This window comes from Kitasatospora sp. NPDC002227, assembly GCF_040296285.1.
GTDB lineage: Bacteria > Actinomycetota > Actinomycetes > Streptomycetales > Streptomycetaceae > Kitasatospora.
In genome coordinates this window covers 112,114-118,755 of the sequence record NZ_JBEOWY010000023.1, presented here as the reverse complement: position 1 = coordinate 118,755, position 6,642 = coordinate 112,114, and the positions used below count along the sequence as shown (strand labels likewise).

Here is a 6,642-nt window from a genome sequence, read left to right as displayed (position 1 = left end):
GCCCCCCCGGCCACGCCGGCGCGCCCCGCGCTGCCCCCCCCCGCCGCGGCGCAGCAGGGTCACGGCGCTGGTGTGGGCGGTGCTCGCCAACGCCGGGTGGCTGGCCGGGATGGCCGTGGTGATCGCGTTGCCGCGCGCCGTGCAGCCCTGGTTCCTGGCAGCCGTGATGATCCCCTACATCGCCGCACAGCTGGTGCACGGACCGGTCTGCGCCGCGCTGGTGCACGCCCTCGCCCCGGCGGAGCTGCGCGGGCGCTACCAGGCGACCTTCCAGTACGCCTTCGGCCTGTCCAACGTGGCGGGCCCCGCCGTGGTGGGGCTGATGACCGTCGCGCCCGTGCTGCCCTGGCTCGCGGGGCTGGCGGGCGCCGCAGCCGCCCTGGTGCTGCTGCGGCGGCTCGGCACCGCCCTCCCGCGTACGGTCCAGTACCGGCCGGACGCGGGAGCTGACGGTGTGCCAGGAGAGCGGGTCAGGAGCGGTAGCGGAAGGTGATGCGGCCCCGGGAGAGGTCGTAGGGGCTCAGCTCCACCAGGACGCGGTCCTCCGGGAGGATCTTGATGTGGTGCTTGCGCATCTTGCCGCTGATGTGGGTGAGGACGGTGTGACCGTTCTTCAGCTCCACCTTGAACATGGCGCTGCGCAGGCACTCGGTGACGGTGCCCTCGGTCTCGATGGCTCCGGACTTTGTCGACATGGTGACTCCTAGGGGGTTCAGGGGCGCGTCAGCTCGAGGACGCTGCCGGTGCGGCGGGCGCCGATCGCCTCGAAGAGGGCGACGGCTGCCTGGTTGGTGGCGGTCACCTCGGCGGAGGCCGTGGTGACGCCGGCGGTGTGGAGGTCGCCCAGGACCCGGGCGAGCAGGGCGCGGGCGATGCCGCGCCGCTGGTGGCCGGCGCGGACGGCGAGCAGGCCGATCCGGGGGCGCCGGGGGACGGGTGCGAGCCGCAGCAGCCCCACGTACCGGTCGCCGTCGGTGGCCACGGCGTACCGGGCCGGGTCGGCCACGGTGTCGCCGGGCGGGAGCGGGATCACCTCGGCCGGCATGGTCTCCCAGCCGGGGCCGGCCGCCACCTCGGCGCGGACCGCACCATCCAGTTCGCGCAGCGGGGCCAGGGCGGCCTCGCCGAGCGGAAGGACCGTCACCCCGATGGGCGGACGGACCGGGCCGAGCCCGGTGAGCTGCGGGTCGGTGGGCACGGCGAAGGTCAGCTCGCGGCGTGCGACGGTGAAGCCGAGCCGCTGCCAGCGGTCGAGCGAGGTGTCGTCGGCCGCGTCGACCAGGGTGTGCAGCGGGCCGGGGAGCTCCGCCAGCACCGCCCGGGCCAGCGGCTCGAAGAGCGCTTCCTCCCAGGTGTCGACGCTGAGGAAGAGCCGGCCGTCGGCACGGGGTGAGGCGTCGGCCTCGCCGAGCAGGAGACCACCGGCGGTGGCCTGCCACTCGGTGTCGGAGAGGCGGGTGATGCGCGCGGGCCGCGCGTCGGAGACTGCGGTGGAAGAGTTGGAGGACATGGCTGCCTGCCTTTCGGAGAGCCTTCGTGAGAGGCGCTCCCGGCGACAGCTTCGTCAGTCGCCGAACCGTGACAGGCAGGGGGAGCACCCAGGGAACACAGCGGTCACTGGTCTCACCTCCTCATGCGGTTTCACGGTCGAGGGGAACAGTAGCAGCGGCCCTGGGGCGGTCCAACCCATTTATCGCGGGCCCACCCGGGCGGTGGCGATCAGGGTGGTCGGGGTGGCGGTGACGGTGGCCGGGGAGCCGAGCGAATCGCCCATGTCGACGGTGAGGGCGGGGAGTCGGAGGCGGGCGGCCAGGCAGGCGGTGCTGTTGGCGTTGGCGATGTCCTCGGGCACGCCGATGGCCGGGGCGAACATCCGGGCGGCCAAGCGCGGGCCGTCGGTGGTGTGGACGTAGACGCCGAGCAGCCCGAGGCGCAGGCAGGTGGCCCGGAGGGAGCCGAAGTCCGGTCGCAGGGCCGCCAGCCGGTCCCGTGAGCGCACGGGCAGCAGCAGCCTAGGGCGGCCCAGGGTGGCGACCCGGGCGCCGGGCGCGAGCGAGCCGGGGGCGAGACCGAGCGCGGCGGCCACCGGGTCGAGCTCGTCCGCCGTGGGCGGCCGCAGCAGCACCGGCCCGGGGGTGAACTCCACCCTGGCGAGACCGCCTTCGAGCCGCACCGACCAGCCCGGCGCCGCGGCGGCGCCAGGGTGGTGGACGGCCAGCCAGGCCAGGGCGGCGATGGTCCCGTGCCCGCAGGCGGGCAGTTCCCCGGCGGCGGTGAAGAACCGCAGCCGGCCCGTCCCGGGCGAGACGAAGACGGCGTGCGAGGCACCGGCCAGTGCCGGTACGCGGCGGCGGTCGGCCTCGCTCAGCGCCGGGTCGTCGGGCAGCACGGCCGTCGGGCTGCCGCCGTGCCCCTCCCGGAGGCAGGCGTGCACCACCGTGCCGGAGAGGTCACGAGGGGAGTGGACATGCGGTCAGCCTAGACCGGACGGCGTTGTGCGGTGGGGAAGTTGGGGCGGGTGAGGCGGGGCAGCACCCGACGGTCCCGGGGTGGCAACGGCAGGTGAACAATTCCCCTGGCATATCTATGAATCAGCTGAAAGCAACCCTCCTCGTACATGCCATTAACTACGGTGACGGCCTGTCAGATTCGGAGGCCGAACATGAGCAATGTCGTACCGGTGCCACCACCGGCGAACGTCGTACGTGCGGTGCTGTTACCGAGGCCGAGAGCGGCGGTGAGGCTGTCCGCCGCCCCGGAGCGAGCGCCGCATCCTGGGCGCCTCCCCTCGCTCTCGGGCACCCGGGTGCCCGCCGCGATCCTGGTGTTCGGCTTCCACATGCAGATCGCCGGGCTCTACGCCAAGGGTTCGACGGCGGACGCCGCCTCCGCCGGACTCTTCGAGCACGGCACCATGCGGGTGTCCTTCTTCTTCCTGCTGAGCGGCTTCGTCCTGTCCTGGGCGGCCCGGCCGGGTGAGTCCAAGCGGCGGGCCTGGCGCAAGCGGGCGGCCCGGGTCTTCCCCAACCACGCGGTCACCGCCGTGGTCGCGCTGGCCGGCGCGGCGGGGGCCTCGGCCGCGGCGGGGGCCGGCTCCCTGCGGGTGGTGCTGCCGGGCCTGTTCCTGGTGCAGTCCTGGGTGCCGGACCAGAAGGTCTACTTCGGCCTGAACACGGTCTCCTGGTCGCTGTCCTGCGAGGCCTTCTTCTACCTGGTCTTCCCGTTCGTGCTGAGCGCCGTCGACCGGCTGGACCCGCGCCGGCTCTGGCCGGCCGCGATCGCGCTGATGGGCGTGGTCTGGTCGCTGCCGGTGCTCACCAGCGGCTGGTCGCAGCCGCTGGCCTACTGGTTCATCTACGTCTTCCCGCCGGTCCGGGCGCTGGAGTTCGTGCTCGGCGTGCTGATGGCCCAGATCGTGCGCAAGGGGCGGTGGGTGCGGCTGCCGGTCTGGGTGCCCACGGTCACCGTCGTGGCGGTCTACCTCGGCGTCGGCTACCTACCCGTCCGGATCGGCTACGTGGCCGCCGCGCTGGTGCCGCTGGTCCTCCTGGTGCCTGCCCTGGCCCAGGCCGACCTGGACGGACGGCGCTGGATCTGGGCCCATCCGCGGATGGTCTGGCTGGGCGAACTGACCTTCGCGTTCTACCTGGTGCACCAGCTGGTCATCCGCTTCGCCCTGAAGCTGCTGCACGTACCGCCGACCGGCACCGTCGGCTGGGGCACCGCGCACTCGGCGACGGTGGAGCTGACCGCGCTGGCCGCTGCCTTCGGGGCCGCGCTGCTGCTGCACCGCGTCGTCGAACTGCCGCTCAACGACAGGCTGCGGGGCCGCTGAGCGGGCGGCGCGGTCACGCGCGCAGGTCCAGGCACCAGTCGTTGGAGGCCTTGACGGTGCCCGGCGGGTACTCGAAGTCGACCTGGCCGAGGAGGGTGAAGCCGGCCTTGCGGGCGACGGCGTTGGAAGCCGCGTGGTCGACGGAGGGGTAGGCGTGCAGCGGGCGGTGCAGGCCCTCGGCGCGCAGGTGGGCGACCAGGGCGGTGACCGTGGCGGTGGCCAGGCCCTGGCCCTGGAAGCCGGGGAGGACGCCCCAGCCGGCCTCGTAGACCTCCTCGCCCTGCCAGACGCGGTGCCAGTAGCCGACGGTGCCGACGATCTCGCCGTCACGGGAGGCGGTGAACATGCAGCCGACGGCCCGGTCGGTCATCCCGACGTACCGCTCGTGGCGGGAGATCACCTTCTCCTCGGTCTCCGGGCCGCCCAGGTGCTCCGTCATCTCGGGCAGGTTCTTGAGCCGCAGCACCCAGAGGTCGTCGGCGGACCAGGGCTTCAGTACCAGCATGTGCGTCCTTCGCAGAGATCGTCCGGCTCCGAACTCTGTCACCCGTAGGGGACGGGTGTCGAGGGAGTAGACCCGGAGATGTACGGCGCCGAGGCCCGTTCAATCTCTGAGTTGACGTCAGGAATCGCGCTGCTGCCTAGCGTTGAGGACATGAACACGATGCGTCGTACCGCAGCAGCCGCCCTCCTCGCACTGGTCCTCCCGCTGCCCCTGGTGGCCGCCGGAGCGGCCCAGGCGGCGCCCGCCGCCAAGGCCGCCGCCGCCCCGAGGAGCACCGAACTGCCGAAGCCCACCGGCCCGCACGCCGTCGGCCGCCAGATCCTGCACCTGACCGACCAGCAGCGCACCGACCCGTGGGTGCCCGCGGCCGGGGCCCGCCAGCTGATGGTGTCGATGTACTACCCGGCCCGCCCGGGCACCGGCGGCCCCGCGCCGTACATGACCGACGAGGCCGAGCGCGACATGATCCAGCTCAAGGCTCCCGGCTACCCGGCCGACCCGCTGCCGCTGGTCCGCACCTGGTCGCACACCGACGCCCGCCCCGAGCCCGGCAAGTACCCGCTGGTGCTGCTCTCGCCCGGCTTCACCATGCCGCGCACCGAGCTGACCGGCCTCGCCGAGGACCTGGCCAGCCGGGGTTACGTGGTCGCGCTGGTCGACCACACCTACGAGAACTCGGGCACCACCTTCCCCGACGGCCGGACCCTCGCCTGCGCCATCTGCGACGCGCCGCCGCCCGGCGGCCCGGCCGTGATCGAGCAGGGCCGGGCCAAGGACATGTCCTTCGTGCTCGACCAGCTGACCGGGCCGGGCCGGCGCGCCTGGGGCTACGCCCACCTGATCGACCCGAAGCAGATCGGCATGGCCGGCCACTCGATCGGCGGCGCGGCGGCCGTCAGCACGATGGCGGCCGACCAGCGGGTGCGGGCCGGGGTCAACCTGGACGGCACCATGTTCGACCCGGTGCCCGCCACCGGGCTCGGCGGGCGGCCGTTCATGCTGGTCGGCCACCCCGCCCAGGGCGGGGAGGACCCGAGCTGGACGGACGGCTGGGCGCACCTGGACGGCTGGAAGCGCTGGGTCACCTTCGCGGGCTCCAACCACAGCAGCTTCACCGACGTGCCGCAGCTGGCCGAGGTGCTCGGCGTCCCGAACCCGCCCGGCACCACGCTCACCCCGGCCCGCTCGGCGCAGGTCACCCGCATCTACGTCGGCGCCTTCTTCGACGAGCACCTGAAGGGGCGGCCCGAGCCGGTGCTCGACGGCCCGTCGGCCGCCGAGCCGGAGGTCAGCTTCCACCAGTGACCGCGCGACGTGGAGCCGGTCAGTCGATCTTGCACTCGGCCGGCTTCACGTTCTCCGGGCAGGCGGTGCGGGAGACCGTGGCGGCAAAGGCCTCCCCGGCGTCCAGGACGGACTTGTCCACCTTGAGCTGCCACTGCGGGCTCTTGAGCAGGGCGGTCCAGCCCTCCAGGCCGAGCGGGGGCTTCGCGCGGGTCAGCCGGTACGTCCCGCCGGCCGGCGGCACGGCGTCCGTCTCGAGGATCGCGTTGGACGCGGTGACCCCTATCACCAGGCGGTCGGCCGGCCGGTAGAGGCGGACGAACTCGGCGTACTGCCCGTTCGAGTCGGTGCCGGGTACCGCCGTCTCCAGCCAGCCGCCGTCCGGGTACTTGGTCACCTGGCAGCTGGACTTCTCGTAGCCGGGCTGCCGGGGGCCCCGGTCCTGGCCCTCCTCGCCCGGGAAGGCGGCGCAGTCCACCTTCGGCACCGGGGTGGACTGCCCGACGGGGTAGATGGTCACCTCCAGCATCGAGGGGCCGTTGCCGTCGTCGTAGTCCACCACGACGGGCAGCATGTCGGGGTACGTGCTGCGCTTCATCGCGTACGGGTCGAGGCGGGAGAGCTTGGCTCCCGGGGGCAGCTGGTCGTGCAGGATCTTCAGCATGGCCTGCCAGGTGATGTCCCGGTCCGGCTCGGCCGTGGCCGAAGGCGCGACCGAAGCGGTGGCCGAGGGCGTGGCCGAGGGCGTGACCGACGCCGAGGGCCGGACCGATGCGGTGCCCGTCGTGGCCGGCCCGGCGCTCTGCGCGGTGCCGTGTCCCGTGTTCACCAGCGAAGCGGCCGCCACCACGGCGGCCACCGCGAGGGTGGCCCCCACCACCTGCCGGCCCCGGCGCAGGCGCCGCTTGCGGACGCCCGCCCGGCCGCCCTCGGCGACCAGGCCCTCGACCGAGGGGTGGAGCTCCTCGGCGCTCGCCTCGAGCATCCGACTCAGCTTGTTCTCGAAATCGTCCATTCT

Annotated in this window: 7 protein-coding genes and 1 pseudogene; 3 read left to right on the top strand and 5 right to left on the bottom strand. The window is 73.5% G+C overall.

What is annotated here, in order from left to right:
- Positions 1-493: pseudogene (locus ABT095_RS21500) on the top strand (hypothetical protein); the annotation flags it as partial.
- Here the strand turns inward: ABT095_RS21500 and infA are convergent.
- The 3 genes from infA to ABT095_RS21485 form a co-directional block, all read right to left on the bottom strand.
- Positions 471-695, bottom strand: a complete 225-nt coding sequence (infA, locus tag ABT095_RS21495; RefSeq protein WP_350531056.1) for a translation initiation factor IF-1 — start codon at positions 693-695, stop codon at positions 471-473. The pseudogene ABT095_RS21500 and the gene infA sit on opposite strands and share 23 nt — an antisense overlap.
- 17 nt (positions 696-712) lie before the next feature.
- On the bottom strand, positions 713-1,510 hold the full coding sequence (locus ABT095_RS21490; RefSeq protein ID WP_350531055.1) for a GNAT family N-acetyltransferase: 798 nt from the start codon (positions 1,508-1,510) through the stop codon (positions 713-715).
- Between the two features lie 180 nt (positions 1,511-1,690).
- Positions 1,691-2,434, bottom strand: coding sequence for a PhzF family phenazine biosynthesis protein (locus tag ABT095_RS21485; protein ID WP_350531054.1), 744 nt, complete (start codon positions 2,432-2,434; stop codon positions 1,691-1,693).
- 303 nt (positions 2,435-2,737) lie between these two features.
- On the opposite strand from ABT095_RS21485, the gene ABT095_RS21480 reads away from it, so the two are divergent.
- Positions 2,738-3,835 carry an acyltransferase family protein gene (locus ABT095_RS21480; RefSeq protein WP_350531053.1) on the top strand — a complete coding sequence of 366 codons (1,098 nt, stop codon included), beginning with the start codon at positions 2,738-2,740 and terminating at the stop codon, positions 3,833-3,835.
- Between the two features lie 13 nt (positions 3,836-3,848).
- On the opposite strand, the gene ABT095_RS21475 is transcribed toward ABT095_RS21480, so the two are convergent.
- A complete protein-coding gene (locus ABT095_RS21475; RefSeq protein ID WP_350531052.1) occupies positions 3,849-4,340 on the bottom strand; it encodes a GNAT family N-acetyltransferase in 492 nt (163 codons plus the stop codon).
- Positions 4,341-4,490: 150 nt separating this feature from the next.
- Here ABT095_RS21475 and ABT095_RS21470 point away from each other — a divergent pair, with 150 nt between their 5' ends.
- Entirely contained in the window at positions 4,491-5,645 is a 1,155-nt protein-coding gene (locus ABT095_RS21470) for an alpha/beta hydrolase family protein (protein WP_350531051.1), read from the top strand.
- A 19-nt stretch (positions 5,646-5,664) separates the two neighbouring features.
- Here ABT095_RS21470 and ABT095_RS21465 read toward each other — a convergent pair whose 3' ends face one another.
- On the bottom strand, positions 5,665-6,639 hold the full coding sequence (locus ABT095_RS21465; RefSeq protein ID WP_350531050.1) for a hypothetical protein: 975 nt from the start codon (positions 6,637-6,639) through the stop codon (positions 5,665-5,667).
- Positions 6,640-6,642 lie beyond the last annotated feature (3 nt).

Coding starts and splice junctions, on each gene's coding strand:
- ABT095_RS21465 (WP_350531050.1), bottom strand. CDS start 6,639: ATGGACGATTTCGAGAACAAGCTGAGTCGGATGCTCGAGGCGAGCGCC.
- ABT095_RS21470 (WP_350531051.1), top strand. CDS start 4,491: ATGAACACGATGCGTCGTACCGCAGCAGCCGCCCTCCTCGCACTGGTC.
- ABT095_RS21490 (WP_350531055.1), bottom strand. CDS start 1,510: ATGTCCTCCAACTCTTCCACCGCAGTCTCCGACGCGCGGCCCGCGCGC.
- ABT095_RS21475 (WP_350531052.1), bottom strand. CDS start 4,340: ATGCTGGTACTGAAGCCCTGGTCCGCCGACGACCTCTGGGTGCTGCGG.
- infA (WP_350531056.1), bottom strand. CDS start 695: ATGTCGACAAAGTCCGGAGCCATCGAGACCGAGGGCACCGTCACCGAG.